The 15,098-nt window shown below is 48.0% G+C and carries 10 protein-coding genes; 1 reads left to right on the forward strand and 9 read right to left on the reverse strand.

Annotation, left to right across the window (positions count from 1 at the left end):
* Positions 1–299: 299 nt before the first annotated feature.
* From FYJ39_RS11305 to FYJ39_RS11320, 4 genes are all read right to left on the reverse strand, one after another.
* Positions 300–1,118 carry a hypothetical protein gene (locus FYJ39_RS11305; protein ID WP_154472576.1) on the reverse strand — a complete coding sequence of 273 codons (819 nt, stop codon included), beginning with the start codon at positions 1,116–1,118 and terminating at the stop codon, positions 300–302.
* A 261-nt stretch (positions 1,119–1,379) separates the two neighbouring features.
* Positions 1,380–2,387: a hypothetical protein gene (locus tag FYJ39_RS11310; RefSeq protein ID WP_154472577.1), complete on the reverse strand. Its 1,008-nt coding sequence runs from the start codon at positions 2,385–2,387 to the stop codon at positions 1,380–1,382.
* A gap of 291 nt (positions 2,388–2,678) precedes the next feature.
* The gene (locus FYJ39_RS11315; protein WP_154472578.1) at positions 2,679–4,013 is read right to left on the reverse strand and encodes a polysaccharide deacetylase family protein; all 1,335 of its coding nucleotides are present in this window, start codon (positions 4,011–4,013) and stop codon (positions 2,679–2,681) included.
* Position 4,014: 1 nt separating this feature from the next.
* Complete coding sequence (locus tag FYJ39_RS11320; RefSeq protein ID WP_353847232.1) at positions 4,015–4,602, reverse strand: HD domain-containing protein; 588 nt, start codon at positions 4,600–4,602, stop codon at positions 4,015–4,017.
* Between the two features lie 245 nt (positions 4,603–4,847).
* Here FYJ39_RS11320 and FYJ39_RS11325 point away from each other — a divergent pair, with 245 nt between their 5' ends.
* Positions 4,848–6,038: a hypothetical protein gene (locus FYJ39_RS11325; protein ID WP_154472579.1), complete on the forward strand. Its 1,191-nt coding sequence runs from the start codon at positions 4,848–4,850 to the stop codon at positions 6,036–6,038.
* Between the two features lie 116 nt (positions 6,039–6,154).
* Here FYJ39_RS11325 and glgB read toward each other — a convergent pair whose 3' ends face one another.
* The 5 genes from glgB to FYJ39_RS11350 all read right to left on the reverse strand — a co-directional run bounded on the left by glgB (position 6,155) and on the right by FYJ39_RS11350 (position 14,849).
* Positions 6,155–8,518: a 1,4-alpha-glucan branching protein GlgB gene (gene glgB, locus FYJ39_RS11330; RefSeq protein ID WP_353847233.1), complete on the reverse strand. Its 2,364-nt coding sequence runs from the start codon at positions 8,516–8,518 to the stop codon at positions 6,155–6,157.
* Between the two features lie 54 nt (positions 8,519–8,572).
* Positions 8,573–9,037, reverse strand: a complete 465-nt coding sequence (locus FYJ39_RS11335) for a methylglyoxal synthase (RefSeq protein WP_154472580.1) — start codon at positions 9,035–9,037, stop codon at positions 8,573–8,575.
* A gap of 66 nt (positions 9,038–9,103) precedes the next feature.
* Positions 9,104–10,000, reverse strand: coding sequence for a fumarylacetoacetate hydrolase family protein (locus tag FYJ39_RS11340; RefSeq protein ID WP_154472581.1), 897 nt, complete (start codon positions 9,998–10,000; stop codon positions 9,104–9,106).
* A 149-nt stretch (positions 10,001–10,149) separates the two neighbouring features.
* Positions 10,150–12,825: a cation-translocating P-type ATPase gene (locus tag FYJ39_RS11345; RefSeq protein WP_154472582.1), complete on the reverse strand. Its 2,676-nt coding sequence runs from the start codon at positions 12,823–12,825 to the stop codon at positions 10,150–10,152.
* 122 nt (positions 12,826–12,947) lie between these two features.
* Positions 12,948–14,849, reverse strand: coding sequence for an alpha-amylase (locus FYJ39_RS11350; RefSeq protein ID WP_154472583.1), 1,902 nt, complete (start codon positions 14,847–14,849; stop codon positions 12,948–12,950).
* Positions 14,850–15,098 lie beyond the last annotated feature (249 nt).

Raw genomic sequence — 15,098 nt, forward strand, 5'->3', positions numbered from 1 at the left:
GTTTTTTACTGTAAGCTGAAGCAATACTAACTCACCTGCATAGCAGGTGGTTTATTCGTTTTCCAAAGTTCCGTTTTTCGGATCAGCGAAAAACTCCACATTGGTAAACAGGGCTTTGCCCTAACAATAAAACACGGCTCCAAATCCCTTAAAAAGACATTTGGAGCCGTGTTTTCAGTTTTAAAGAGGCTACTTTCGCTTCCATCTGCTATCGCCTTTGTATTTTGCTGCACCCTCCAATTCTCATTGCCTAAATTTACGTTTACCGGACTTTGAGGGAGGGTGATCCAATTACTCAGTTATTTTACCCCAATAGCCATGATCGTTCTATCCGTAAGAGTTCCCTCATAGATAACGGTTACGGTATCTCCCACAGCCAGGCCCTCGAACATTCCGCTTCCTGAGAAGGTGAACAGGGTATTGTCAGGATCCTTAGTATCTATGACCACGAAATCAGCATTTACCTCTGCAACCTTTCCTGTCAATGTATATTCCTTAGCTTCTGCAGAATCAGCTGCGTCCTCAGTTACAATTCTGGTTGCTACCGGCTTATCCTCCTGATCCTCCAGGTCACCATAATAAGTCACCTCTGCCTTAACCCCTGCCTTGATGCCATTCTTTGTCACTCTTTGAGCAATTTTTCCATTGAACGTATATGTTCCGTCCTCTGTTTTTAAAGTGATCGTATCATCATCTGCAGCTTCAATGGTGCCGCTTATTGCCTGATCCTGTTCTTCGGCTGCTTTCTCCTCTGCTTCCGCAGCTGCTGATGTGATGATTTCCACAGACTTAGCCTCGGTCGTGTCACTCGATATATCACCTAAAAATAAGATCTCAATCTCATCACCGACTCCAATTTCCTCTGCGCCGGAAACCTCTGCCTTAGAAACATCAAACTTGGCTGTGGTTCCATTATCGGAAGTAATAGTAACCGTATCGCCTGTAACGCTGTCCACATATCCGTAAAAATACTTCTCTTCCAGCTCCTCTTCTGCAGGGGCACTCTCTGCTGTAGTGGTAGCTGTAGCAGGAGCTACAGTTTCTGCTGGTTTCGATGAACATGCGGTTATACCCAGCGCTACCGCTAATCCAGTAATTGCCAAATATTGTTTTTTCATAATTCAATCTCCTCTTTTTTGCGTCTGTTGCTCATTACCATGAATCGGAACACAGCAGCTACCCTTCTCTCTGCTGTATTCATGATACATCTTACTACGAAACCAATGTTTTTACTATGTCTTTTTCTTTAATTTTTCCTAAAATTTATAAAGAGAATATGCAAAAGCTTCTGTAGGCTCTCTGTAATTCGTCCATTCTTCATATACAGGATCTATTATTGTTTCCATCCCTTTCGTTTACCACATATTTATTTGCTTGCCTTAGCCTTTTATCCGCGGCAGGTACCTGCCGCGCTTTCTTTCTCTTCTTTGTCTTTCACATAGTATGAGTAGCAGCACAATTCCCACAAGGATTCCCATAAGGCTGGCGGCAACGGTAATGATAAAGCCGCTGCGTATCCAAAGGAGACCCTTCTCTGTCTCTCCCACAGGTGTGGGAGCCGGCTTGGAAACCGGCAGTGCCTCTTCAGACTCTACCATACCCTTGTGCTGTACCACTGGCCGGTAAACCATTTCCATCTCATAAGAGACTGGCTTCATCCAGCTTATCTCTCCCTCATAGGTAATCTCATAGTCCCTTAAAAGCTTGTCTCCTTTTGCCATAGCCTGACGGCATACCTGTCCGGAAGCGTCCATATAAGGCTCCCCAGACCATTCGATTGAATGGATTCTGTAGTCCCTGGGCGAAAGGCTCATCATAGAAAGCAGCTCCCCTGCAAGTTCATCCGTATTGGTAAGAACATTTTCACCGGATATGGTCAAACTTCCCGCTTCATATTCATCAGCCCCATAGGAATGAAAGGTAACTGGGACTGAAAAGCCCTCCTGCCATTGCTCCCTAAGCACTCTGGTATCCCGGACAGAAAGCTCTCCCTTTGCAGGAACGCCGGTTTCTTCCTCTGTAATGGTTATAGACTCCGGCAATCCTTCTGCTCCCTCTACGCCAGCATAGATAACCCGCTTTTCCATTTTCCTGTTAAGCCTGCAGCCTGGAATTTTCTTTATCTTCCAATGGCTCAGCTCATACTCTCTGCCATCCTGCCCCCAATAGGACATTGGAGGCCCCTCTAGTGTCTCCAGCTCTTCCATTTCTAGCGTTCTGGTTCTATGCAGGCTCCCTTTGACTGCCTGTGCGCTTTCCTCTGACAGCGTTTCCTCGCTCTGATGCAAGGCTGCCGTATTCCCCCGGCAGGTTCCTGCAATAGCAGCTATACACAAAAGCGTTGTCAGGACAGTATACACAGTATATTTCATTCCATAAGCATTCATCGCATTCCCTCCTTCAAACGAACAGGAATATACATGCATAGCAAACCCTGTAATATTGTCAAGGTACAAGAGGCATCTTCTATTTCACCTACTCTGGGAATCCTGCGGACTTCAGAAAGAAACCCACACCTGCGCCGCTGCACAGAAGGACATCAGAATCAGCTGTCCTATAGTCATATTATACCTCAGCTAGGGGGATTAATCAAGCTAAAACTAAAGATTCTCGAAAAAGACGCCTGCCCTTTATCTGAAAGAGCGGCGTCTTTTAATTAATTATAAAATGATTTCGGACTAACGAAACTGGCTGTATTTATGGCCTGCAGCAGCGCCGCCTCTATAGGCAGCCAGCTCGCTGACCGTTACGAGCTGGTAGCCTCTGGCTGTCAGCTCAGGTATCAGCACAACAGCTGCGTCTGCAGAAGTGCTGTAAATATCATGCATCAGAATAATATCCCCGTCTCTTACCTGGCTTAAAACCGTATCAATGGTTTTCTGTGCATTTCTATGCTGCCAATCTCTGGTATCGATAGACCACATAATGGCCGGCATGCCCAGGCTTTTCACCACTGACAGAGAATGGGCGTTAATGTATCCTCCTGGGGGACGCATGAGAACCGGTGATACACCGCAGGCAGCCTCTATCTTTTGGTTAGTTAAGGCAAGCTGGCTTACAATTTCCCCATCACTAATTTTAGTAATATACTTATGATCATGAGTGTGATTCGCCACCTCGCAACCCTGCTCTGCCATCCGCTTAACCACACCCCTATTGTTGTTTACATTAGCTCCAACTATAAAGAAGGTAGCCTTACCTCCGTTGGCCTGCAGGCTGTCCAGAATACGGCTGGTTACAGATGTCCTGGGGCCGTCATCAAAGGTAAGAGCAATCATGGGCCTTGAAGGATCAATGGCTGGCAGGACAGGCGCCGGCTCTGGGGGAGCTCCCGCTCCTTTCGGGGTGATAGAGGCACGGAACCCGTCTATCCTAAGACCTGCTCCTTCCACTCCTGCAACAGAGCCATTGGCAGCCCAATCTGTCCATGCACCGTTCTGAAGCACACGGTAATACAGATCGTACTGCACCGCGCCGCTTCCTGTCAGCTCCATCCGTATAGCCTCCAAAGGCATAATGCCCGCTGTATTGCCAGTCTCCTCTCCGTCCTCTGCCCAGTCCAACCAACCAGAACCACTTAAATTCACCTGATAACGGATTCCCACCTGAACAGCCTGGGGAATTTGAATCAAATTTGCTCGCATCGCAGTGATCCAGACTCCATCACCGCCCACACAGCTCCCATTATCCGCCGTCACTGCAGTCCAGCCCTGAGCAGCAGCAAACCCGCTGTAATTTACCTCCAGAGGTGTTTCCAGCTGTGCCGGCTGCTGCCCCTGACTCTGGTCCGCCAGCTCCTGGGGCTGCCGTACTTGGCTCTGGCCTGCCTGCTCCTTAGGCTGCTGACCTGCCTGCTCCTCTTGCCACTTCACTGCTCCCGGTCCTCCATGTGTCCCTGAAAAGCTGCCCACACCAGTCGTACCGGCATAAACGGTTATCCCATGTATACCAAAAAGGATTCCGGCAGTTAATGCGGCTGCCAAAACCCTTAGCCTTCTTTTTTTCCCTTTCATTTTATCTGCTCCTTTCAGCTTTCACTTCATCATCTTTACGAGGCTGCCACTCGCCAAATACAGACTTACAAAGCAGAACATATTCTTTATAATAAACATGGTTCTCCAGCTCCTTTAAGGCGAAAGCAATCTGCCAGTAATACCATGCCTGTTTCTCCTTATTCTTCTCGTTAAATCTCTGCCAGACAGCGTCCCCAAAAGCCAAATAATCCCGTGCGGTACAGCGCATATTGCTCAGTTTGTCTCCCAGGGCAATCATCTTAACCTCCATAGAAGCTGTACACAGATGACGGACCGTCCAGCATTTGCGCTCCTGCCAGGTTTTGGTTTTATCTTCGCTTTCCAACATAACCAATTCCATAATGCGCCGGCCAAAAGCTGTTTCAAGCTCTTCACCCGTTATTCCCGAATCCTCCACCACATCGTGAAGCAAAGCTGCCGCGATTATCTCCGGGTCATCGGTAAAGGCCGACACAATGACTGCCGTCTCCATAGGATGGGTGATATAGGGAATGTTGGTTCCCTTTCTGAACGCGCCTCTGTGTGCCTTCTCTGCAAATGCAGCTGCCCTCTCGATCATCGCTGTCATAAGGTTTACTCCTTCTTGTGATGATATATTTCTACCTATTATTTTATCTTGTGATATTGGGAATCACACTTATCATACCATAATCGGCAGATAATTTGAATAGCAATCTAAAATCTTTAGGAATTATTTAACACCATTAACATTTTCCTCTTTAATATGTAAGAAAAGATAGCTTGTAGGTAAGGGAAATTTCTGCTATGATATAAAAGTATTTTTATGTGCTTATATAACTAAGGAGGATATTCATGAATCGTCACTCATCCTACTCTGCCCCCAGAGGAGAACGTTCCTTAAGCTCCCACAACAGCCAACGCGGCCGAAGCAGCAAACGCAACGCCTACACCAAACGCTCCTGGAAGGATAATAAGCCCCTGTTTACTCTGGTCTGCTACATACTTCCTTTTATTCTTATAAACCTGTTTATCCTGTTTTTGGCTATTTCTACTCCTAAGGTGGAGTATACAGTTTCCGATACCAGGGATTACAAAACTGTAGACTTGTCTATTAAGGTTCGTTCGCTTCTCCCAGTGAAAGCTATGACCGTTACTCTGGAATCAAAGCCCATTGAACTGAAAAAAGAAAAGGGAGTCTACAGCACCACCCTTACAACCAATGGAACCCTGGAAATATATGTGGTAGGCTGGAACGGCATGTCTGATCGGGAATACGACCATATCGCCACACTGGACGATGGTTCTCCTTCTATTGATCAGGAAAACTATGTAATGGAAAATGGGCAGCTTAGCTTTACTGTAGAAGACAGCTTATCAGGAATCAACTTTGATTCCATCTATGCAATAGATGAAAATGAGCAGACTTTAAAGCCATCCAGCTATAATAAGGAAACCGGCGAAGTGACTTTTCCGATGGAAACCTCCCTTCTGAATGTCTTTGTCTCAGATTATGTTGGCAACATAAGCAGCGCTTCTTTTAGCAGAATCGTAGAAGGAATTGATACCAGCAGCAGAGGCGGGGATTTTCCTTCCGACGGCACTAACGGAACGAACGGCAGCAGTTCCTCAAAGGAAACAGAATCAAAACAAACTACAAAGGACAGAGAATCAACTAAGGCCAAGGAATCCACCAAGGCCAAGGAATCCACCAAAGCCAAGGAATCCACCAAAGCCAAGGAATCCACCAAGGCCAAGGAATCCACCAAGGCCAAGGAATCCACCAAGGCCGAGGAATCCACCAAGGCCAAGGAATCCACCAAGGCCAAGGAATCCTCTAAGGCAGAGGAAACTTCCAAAGCTTCTGAAACCACCGCCGCTCCTACCACCGCCCCATCCGCTGTACCCCCCGGCACTACGGCCGCTCCCACTGCCTCACCAGGCGCAGGAGAGCCGGGCGCTCCTGCCAACTCCCCAACCGGAGCCTCCCAGCCTTCAAGCCCCGGAGGTGCTTCCACAGGTGAGCTTATTATTCCCCTATCCTGAATCAGACCCGTTACTATTAAGAAGCAATAATTATCATAAAACACGGTCCCTACTGCCGAAGTGCTTGGAACCGTGTTTCCTTGTTTCAGAAAGGCAGGGCAGCTTTATTTCCAATCTCAGCTTTCTCCTGGACTCCCTTTTCGACCTCCCCCCTTTTTTACAGCCGGCTGCGTTGCAGCTCTCCTGGGGCCTGCCTGCTTAGAAAGCTCTGGCCTAGGCTGTGCTCCTTTTCTCTGTGCCTTTGGTATCCCAGCCTCCGGGATACACGTATAGATGCTGACGCTCATAGGAGGAATATAGATCTCGATAGAGTACTCCCTCTCATCCCACTCCATCCTTTTCGTAGTCTTAACCCTCCCATTCACACGGCCTGTACCGCCAAACGTTCTGGCATTGCTGTTTAATATTTCCTTATACCTTCCTGCAAACGGCACCCCCAGGCGAAATTTTTCATGCTCCATATTATCAAAATTACAGACAAAGAGCAGGGTTTCCTCTCTCTTTTGCGTCTTACGGATGAACATTACCATGCTTTCCTTCTGATAGCTGCAGTTGATCCATTCAAAACCCTCCGGCTCATAATCCAGCTTATACAGTGCGGGCTGCTCCAGATAAAGCTTATTGAGCGCCTTCACATAATTCTGCATTTCACTATGAAGCGGATACTCCAAAAGCTTCCATTCCAAAGAAGCGCCTTCATTCCACTCAGATACCTGGCCAAACTCCTGCCCCATAAACAGCAGTTTCTTGCCAGGATGTCCCAGCATAAAGCCGTAAGCAGTCCTCAAGTTTTGCGCCTTCTCCTCCAAGGTCCTTCCAGGCATCTTGCCTATCATAGAGCCCTTACCATGAACCACCTCGTCGTGAGAGAATACCAGCAAAAAGTTCTCACTGTAGGCATAGAGAAGGGAGAAGGTCAGTTCCCCATAATTATACTTCCTGAAATAGGGGTCACAGCGCATGAATTTAGTAAAATCATTCATCCAGCCCATATTCCACTTTAAATCAAAGCCAAGTCCGCCATCCTCAGGGGTGCCTGTAACCTTCGGCCATGCAGTGGATTCCTCCGCAATCAGAACGCTTCCGTCTCCCCGGCCTTTAAATACTGTATTCAGATGCTTTAAGAATTCCACAGCCTCCAGGTTTTCATTACCTCCGTATATATTCGGTATCCACTCGCCATCCTTTTTCCCATAGTCCAGATAGAGCATAGAAGCTACCGCATCCATACGGATACCGTCAGCATGATACTCTTTGGCCCAAAACAAAGCATTTGCAATAAGAAAGTTAGATACACCGGGCCGTCCGTAATTATAAATCAGAGTGCCCCAATGAGGGTGGGAGCCCTTTCTGGGGTCCAGATGCTCATAGACACAAGTTCCGTCAAAGGAAGCCATCCCATAGGCGTCTCTAGGAAAATGCGCCGGCACCCAGTCTAAAATTACACCGATCCCATGGCTGTGCATATGATCCATAAAATACTTAAAATCATCCGGCGTTCCGTAACGGCTGGTAGGCGCATAATATCCAGTAACTTGGTATCCCCAGGATTCGTCCAAAGGATGCTCCATGACCGGCATCAGCTCCACATGGGTGTACCCCATGGCCTTTACATATTCAGCAAGCCTTACTGCTATCTCCCTGTAATTGTAAAATTCCGATCCATTCTCACCCGGAATCCCTTCTCTGCGCATCCAGGAACCAAGATGTACCTCATAGATATTGCAGGGCGTGTCCAGAGCTGAAGCCTTAGCCCGCTGCTCCATCCATTCCTTATCCTTCCACTGGTATTTATAGATATCCCATACCACAGAGGCATTGTTGGGCCGCAGTTCAGCATAGTTGGCATAGGGGTCTCCCTTCAGCGCCGTCACCCCGGCCCTAGTCTTAATCTCGTACTTATAGATTTCCCCTTCTGCCAGGCCAGGAATAAACAGTTCAAAAACACTTCCCTCCCCCTCTCCCAGACGGCGCATCTGATGGCGTCTGCCGTCCCAGAGATTAAAGTTTCCCACAACGCTAACGCGCATAGCGCATGGCGCCCACACAGAGAAATACACGCCCTTCACACCGTCAATGGTCATTGGATGAGCGCCCATTTTCTCATAGATCCCGTAGTGGATACCTGCCTCAAACTTTTTTAACTCCTCCAGACTGTACTGGGGAGCAAATGAATAGGGGTCATAAAGCTCCTCCTCAAGGCCATTGTCATAGGTGACCATCAGGGTATAGGGCGTAACGCTCTTACGGGGAATCAGCACAGCAAAAAATCCCGCCTCATCTGCCAGCTCCATTGGATACCTTCTTCCAGTAAGCGCAAGCTTCACCTCTACCCTGGCAGCCGTTGGAATCAAGGCCTGGATTAAAAGCCCCTTATCTGTCACATGGGCTCCCAGCATATCCTGGGGAGCTGCCGACTCCGAATATACCAGTTCCTCTATCCCAGCCCAGTCCATTAAATCATATAACGTTTTTTCCATAAACCAGATGCCCCCTTATCCACTTAATTATATTCCCGAACATACACCTTTGCATTACAGCGTTCTGGCCCGTTCGGAGATATTCTGCCTAAAATTTATAATATCATGCTCATATTCCTCATCCATAAAGGGAGAAGTAATGATAAAATCTGCGCTTGCCTTATTATTTGCTATTGGGATATCGTAAACCTGGGCGATCCGCAGCAATGCCTTTACATCCGGATCATGAGGCTGAGCAGTCAGAGGATCGGAAAAAAAGATAATCAGATCAATCTTTCCCTCCACAATTTTGGCTCCAATCTGCTGATCACCTCCCAGAGGGCCGCTGTTATAGCCCTTTACAGGAAGACCTGTATAGTCTGTTATCATTCTGGCCGTAGTGCCTGTCCCACAAAGGAAATGCCTCATAAGGATATCCTTGTGGGAATCACACCACTGAATCAGCTCCTGCTTTTTTTGATCATGGGCAATGAGAGCGATATTTTTTTGTTTACCTATGGTCATAGGAATATATTCCATTTTTAATTATTCCTCCTGTCGATTTATACTCCTGTATTTGGCAATCCGTTTGGCTTATCATCAAGCTTATTCAACCACTCTGTTGGCGATTGTTCCGATTCCTTCAATGGTACATTCCACCAAATCTCCGGGCTTCAAAAACCTGGGCGGCACAAAGCCCATTCCCACGCCTGCCGGAGTTCCCATAGCTATGATCGTACCCGGCTTAAGGGTCATACCCTGGGACAGCTCGCTGACCACATGTCCCACGCCAAATATCATCAGAGCCGTATTTGCGTCCTGGCGCAGCTCTCCGTTGACTCTTGACTGTATGGAAAGCCTGGGTGGATAGGGCAGGTCGTCCACCGTCGTGATACAAGGCCCCATTGGAAGGAAGCCATCCATACTTTTTCCAAAATACCACTGCTTGTGCCGGTTCTGTATGGTTCTTGCAGTTACGTCATTAATAATCGTATATCCGAAAATATAATCCTTAACCTTATCTTCAGGCACATGGCTTGCCTCCCTGCCTATGATCACAGCCAGCTCCGCTTCATAATCCAAGTCCTCTACCATATCTCTGTGGCTGGGAATAACGCCCTGAGGCCCTGTAGCCTGACTCACCCGTTTGGAAAAGTATACGGCAAAGGGCCTTTCTCCTTTGAAGGCCTCCGCCTTAAACCGGGCGGCTTCCTCTGCATGGGCCATATAATTGATACCCAGACATATGACATCCTGCTTTGGATTAGGAATGGGAGCCTGGAGCCTGACCTCCTGTATGGGAGCGGCTCCTTTTATTTTATAGGGATCTTGGCCTACCGCTATTTCTAACAGCTGCTTCTCTGAATCGCTGACATTTTCAATCAGCTCCTGCATGGTTTTGTAATCCATATCCAGGGAGGACAAAGGAAATACCCAGCTGCCATCCTTGCTGATCACTCCCAGCCCGGATTTATGTTCGATTTCAAATGTGACAAGTCTCATCAATTACCCTCCTGCTGTTAAATGTATCTTATAAATACCATATCACATTTTTCCGAATTTTTCTACGATTTTGGTATTATTTCAGAAATCGACAAAGATAGATTCATGTCCTCCTTCCAACTCATTGTAAAGGCAGCCTGTGGTATAGGTCAGTGAATGGATTCTTTTAGTATTTTATGAATCTGTATAATCAGGGTAGGAAAAAAAGCTGCCGATATGATGGTTGTCAGCTGGCTCAGGGACAGATCAGCCGCTGCAAACATAATCTGAAGACCCGGAACAAAGAGAACCGCCGCCAGGAGTACTACGCCCAGCTGAAATGCCATCACACTATAAAGATTGCTGCCCAGTCCCAGGCGAAAAATGGATTGGCTGCTTCTGCAGTTAAAGCCATGGAACAGGCGGGCCAGAGTAAGAGTGGAAAAAGCCATGGTGCAGGCTCTCCCAGGCCCGCCCTCATGAAGGCCGATGGTGTATGCCCACATAGTGGCAGCGGCAATGAGTCCTCCCTGTACCAGAAGATCCCGTATAAAGGAGGCAGTCAGGATTCCCTCCTTGGGATTTCTGGGCGGCTGTTTTAGCAAAACCTCTTCCGGCGGCTCCATACCGATGGCAACGGCCGGAAGAGAGTCTGTCAGAAGATTAATAAACAAAAGGTGAACCGGAGCAAAGGGCAGAGGCAGGGCAAGGAGGGAGGTATAAAGAACGCAGAGGATACCTGCCATATTACCGGAAAGTAGGAACTGAATGGCATTTTTTATATTTCTGTATACGTTTCTGCCGTTAGCAACCGCCTTGATGATAGTGGCAAAATTATCATCTGCCAAAATCATGGAAGCAGCGTCCTTGGATACCTCCGTTCCTGTGATGCCCATAGCCACACCGATATCTGCTTTTTTAAGAGCAGGGGCGTCGTTCACTCCGTCTCCAGTCATAGCCACTATGTGGCCCCGGTTCTGCCAGGCCTTTACTATACGGATTTTATGTTCCGGGGATACGCGGGCATAGACGGAGATATGCTCCAGCTTTCCAGACAGCGCTTCTTCCCCCATATTATCCAGCTCCCCTCCCGTAACTGCCACATCTCCGGGTGTAAAAATGCCAATTCGCTCTGCGATAGCCATGGCAGTTACCTTGTGGTCTCCAGTAATCATTACTGGACGGATACCTGCCTGACGGGCGCTGGCAACCGCTGACCTGGACTCAGGCCTGGGTGGATCCAGCATGGCGGTAAGTCCCAGAAAAATCAGACCTCCGTCTTCTTCCTCATTTCCCGGACGGCAAGCCAATGCCAGTACACGCAGGCCTTTAGAGGACCATCGCTCATTCTGGTTTAATATTTTCTGGCGGTCTGAGGCTGAGAGAAGCCGGGCTGGCACCATAGACGTGCCGCCAGATTGCCCGCAGGGGCTATCCCCTCTTCTGTCTGACATGCCGGACGGATTGCCTCCTGCCGGATTCGCCACATGGGAGCATTCCTTCAGCAGCACGTCTACGGCTCCTTTTACAAAGACCAGCCTCTGCCTTTCTACCTGATTTACTGTAGTCATCAGCTTTCTTGCCGAATGAAAGGGAATCTCTCCAAGCCTTGGACACTGAACGCGGAGCTGCATGGGCTGGATTCCGGCCTCCATAGCCATATGCAAAAGAGCCGTCTCCATAGGATCCCCCTCGTCTCCTGTGTCCCTGGAAATTGCATTGTTATTCAAAACTGCTCCATAGAGAAACATTTTTACGTCAGTTCTGTTTCTGTGAAGCTGGAGCCAGGACACATCCTGCTCTGTATTATTTACATAAACCTTTTCCACACTCATCCGATTCTGGGTCAAGGTTCCCGTCTTATCTGAGCAAATGACAGACACACAGCCCAGGCTTTCCACTGCCTTCAAATCCTTGATAATGGCCTGTTCCTTAGCCATTTTCTGAGTTCCCATGGCCTGAACAATGGTGACAATGGAGCTCAAAGCCTCCGGTATGGCTGCCACCGCCAATGCCACAGCAAACATCAGCGCATCCAGCACCGGTTCTCTGCGGTACAGGCTTAAAAGAAACACCAGTCCGCAGATAGATATAATGGCTATGGCAAGCCTTCCCGAAAAGCGATCCAGGCTTACCTGAAGGGGAGTCCTCTTCTCCTTGGTGTCATTCATAAGAGAGGCGATCTTCCCTATCTCCGTGTTCATTCCAGTAGCCGTTACGACTGCCACTGCCCGTCCTGATGTTACAAGGGAGCCTGAGAATACCATATTGGTTCTATCAGCCAGAGCCACAGCCCCTTCCTGAATGCGAAGACCTTTTGTATGCTTTTCCACACTGAGGGATTCTCCTGTAAGAGAGCTTTCATTGACCGCAAGTCTGTTAACCTCTAAAAGCCGCCCGTCGGCAGCTACCAGATCTCCTGTCTCCAGTACCAAAATATCTCCTGGAACAACCAGGGCAGATGGCAGGGAAAGGCTTTCCCCCGCCCGTATGACCCTGGCTTCTGGGGAGGACAGCTCCTTTAAGCTGTCCAGAGACTTTTCCGCCTTAAGGTGCTGTACAGTACCCAGAGCCGCATTCAAAAGCAACACTGCGAAAATAACCATAGCGCTTTCCGGATCTCCTGTAAGCATGGATACAGCGGCAGCTGCAATCAAGATGATTACAAGTAAATCCTTAAACTGGCTCAAAAATACCTGCCACCACTGCAGCCGCCCCTGCTCTGTAAGCACATTTTCCCCATATTCAGTAAGCCTTTTTTTTGCTTCCTTATCGCTGATACCCTGCTTGCAAGATCCAAGTTTCTTTAGCACATCTGTCTCCGACAATTCAAACCAGTCTGCCATCCCTGCTCCCCTCTTTAAAGTAAATCTGTCTGATAGATACAAAAATGCCCCCGGAAATGTTCTACATCTTCGGGAGCACTCCATAAGAGTACCCATTCTAATCTATGAAGGGCTTTTTATCATTATGCTGAACCTGGCTTTATGGCCTTAATATATCGTTCTTTCCTTTCTTCCGCTTCCTTCCCTATTAACACCACAATGGATCTTCCCATAACTGCCACCTGTCTCTGATGCTCCAGACGCTTTTCACTGCCAGCTGGATAGATTCCGTTTATCGCATCCTCATCTGTGTTAAACGCCATATGCCAGCTCAGCTTTTTAGGCAGATTGGGAAGCGCAAACTCATGTGGTTCCCAGTGCATATTATAAGCTACATAAAAATAATTATCTTCGCTGCCATCCGCTTTTCTTCCATACCTTCCGCAGTAAAGAATCCCCAGCTGCCGGCTGGACTTCTCAAACTGGGGATACCAGGCCTTTTCACCATGGTAGGATACATCCGGCAGTCCCACTGACCTGTAGTCCAGCAAGGACGGCTCCCTATCCATATGAAAAACCGGATGCTCCCTTCGAAATCCAATTACATATTTCACAAACTCAAACAGATCCGAATTTGTACTCCTAAGACCCCAGTTTATCCAGGAAATCTCATTATCCTGACAATAGGAATTATTGTTTCCCTTTTTTGTCCGTCCAAACTCGTCTCCTGCCATGAGCAGGGGCGTACCCTGGCTTAAAAACAGCAGCAGCACAGCATTCCGAAGCTGCTTCCTCCGAAGCTGAAGAACTTTTTTCCCTCTGCTTGGCCCCTCTGTGCCGCAGTTCCAGGACTGATTATAATCTGTCCCATCTCTGTTTCCCTCGCCGTTGTCCTCATTGTGCTTCGAATCAAAAGAAACCATGTCCATCATCGTAAAGCCGTTGGTATTGGCCATGAAATTTACCACGCCTATATTGGCGGGATTTCTGCGGCTGTGAAATGCCACATGATCCAACTGTCCTTCGTCTCCTTTGAGGAAGCGGCGCATATCCGTAAGAAAGCCTTCATTGTATTCTGCCAAATGCCTGCATGTCCCCGGATTCACACCCTCCCAGCTTCTCGCAAAAAGCTTTAAGCGGCTAAGATAAGGGTCCTCACCCAAAAGCTTTAAGGGAGCGTAGCCTACCAGCCTTACCCCGTCTACATGGTACTCCTGTGCCCAAAAGCGCACCGCATCCAACACATAGGCGGGCGCTTCCCTTCCATCAAAATACAGCTCAATTACCAGCTCCAGCCCTTCCTTGTGGAGGCATTTTACCAGATGTTTAAATTCTCTCACCGGCTCCTTTGCCTCTCCAGAGCAATAAGATGCCTTAGGCGCAAAGGAGTATCCTCTTGTATAGCCCCAGTAATTCAGCTTTCCTGGAGACCGCTCCGGCGTGAACGAGCTTTCGTCTCTTTGGGATGGTGTCATAAGCTCCTCAAATTCCACGGGAGGCATCATTTCCAGAGTCGTTATCCCCAGTTCTTTGAGGTAAGGAATTTTATCCCCAATCCCTGCAAAGGTTCCCCTCCGCCTCCGCTCTACACCGGAGGAAGCATGTTTTGTAAAGCCTCTGGGGTGAATGTGATAAATTACACATGCCTCATAGGGGATCTGAGGCAGCTTATCGTCCTCCCAGTCGAAAGGCTCTTCCTCCTCTATAACTGGAGTGCGGATCTGCCGCTCCAGCTGTTCCAGGCTGCCCCAACGCTCCCTTCCTGTAAACTGACGCCCATAGAGATCCGGAATTTCCCGTCCGTCCACAGCATACGCATATTCCAGCCCCTGAAAGTTTCCCAGCACCGTCATACGCCACACATTACCGATTCTTCCCCTTTCAGGAAAAGGGATTTTCGCTTCTAACGCTCCATTTTTATACAACAAAAGCTCCGCCGTTTCTCCCTCGGAAGCAAACGAAAAGTGCACCCCTCCAGCAACAGAGGTTGTTCCCATCCCATAGATGCTCTCGTCAGCTTCCTCTATCTGATAGCTCCCTTTCATTATTTATATTCATTCCTCGTATTATAAAGTAGTAGTGTTTATAGACCCTCTCCAAGGTCTGTATGATATACAGTTGGAGATACTGCGGATTGTTTAATCATTCTTACCACCTGGTGGTTTGCGAAAGGCTATGCCCACAGTCTCTTTGTATATTTGTTAATCAGTTAGATACCACATGACAGTTTATTTAGAACAAGGTTGGAAGCGCAAAGAGCACCAGCGGTTCTAAACAGTATCAATATCTATTCA

Source organism: Clostridium porci (assembly GCF_009696375.1).
GTDB lineage: Bacteria > Bacillota > Clostridia > Lachnospirales > Lachnospiraceae > Enterocloster > Enterocloster porci.

Coding starts and splice junctions, on each gene's coding strand:
- FYJ39_RS11340 (WP_154472581.1), bottom strand. CDS start 10,000: ATGAGACTTGTCACATTTGAAATCGAACATAAATCCGGGCTGGGAGTG.
- FYJ39_RS11320 (WP_353847232.1), bottom strand. CDS start 4,602: ATGACAGCGATGATCGAGAGGGCAGCTGCATTTGCAGAGAAGGCACAC.
- FYJ39_RS11345 (WP_154472582.1), bottom strand. CDS start 12,825: ATGGCAGACTGGTTTGAATTGTCGGAGACAGATGTGCTAAAGAAACTT.
- FYJ39_RS11315 (WP_154472578.1), bottom strand. CDS start 4,013: ATGAAAGGGAAAAAAAGAAGGCTAAGGGTTTTGGCAGCCGCATTAACT.
- FYJ39_RS11350 (WP_154472583.1), bottom strand. CDS start 14,849: ATGAAAGGGAGCTATCAGATAGAGGAAGCTGACGAGAGCATCTATGGG.
- glgB (WP_353847233.1), bottom strand. CDS start 8,518: ATGGAAAAAACGTTATATGATTTAATGGACTGGGCTGGGATAGAGGAA.
- FYJ39_RS11305 (WP_154472576.1), bottom strand. CDS start 1,118: ATGAAAAAACAATATTTGGCAATTACTGGATTAGCGGTAGCGCTGGGT.
- FYJ39_RS11325 (WP_154472579.1), top strand. CDS start 4,848: ATGAATCGTCACTCATCCTACTCTGCCCCCAGAGGAGAACGTTCCTTA.
- FYJ39_RS11335 (WP_154472580.1), bottom strand. CDS start 9,037: ATGGAATATATTCCTATGACCATAGGTAAACAAAAAAATATCGCTCTC.
- FYJ39_RS11310 (WP_154472577.1), bottom strand. CDS start 2,387: ATGAATGCTTATGGAATGAAATATACTGTGTATACTGTCCTGACAACG.